This is a genomic window from Neisseria sp. P0009.S007, assembly GCF_051962515.1.
On record NZ_JBQCVF010001014.1, the window covers coordinates 1 to 315 of the forward strand.

The 315-nt window shown below is 48.9% G+C and carries 1 protein-coding gene; it reads right to left on the bottom strand.

The features are described from left to right. On the bottom strand, nucleotides 1-315 hold a 315-nt coding region (locus tag ACTHS3_RS17555; RefSeq protein ID WP_440368703.1), incomplete at both ends, for a glutamate--cysteine ligase.

Sequence of the window (315 nt, forward strand, 5' to 3'; positions counted from 1 at the left end):
CCATGCCATAAGTACCTGCGTCGGCTTTCACAATAACGAAAGGCTGGTCGGTAATGCCCAACTCGTCGTATTTGGCTTGAATTTTCGCCAGCACACGTTCTACTGCTTCCGCTAACGCATCCTCGCCTTCACGCTCTTGGAAGTCCAAACCACTGATTTTTTCAAAATAAGGATTGATTTGCCATTCGTCGATGTCAATTAACTTGGCAAAGTCGGCTGCAACTTGGTTGTACGCGCCGAAATGTTCGGTTTTACGGCGAGTCGTCCAGCCGCCGTGCAAGGGAGGCAATACGGTTTGACTGATGTCTTTAAGGA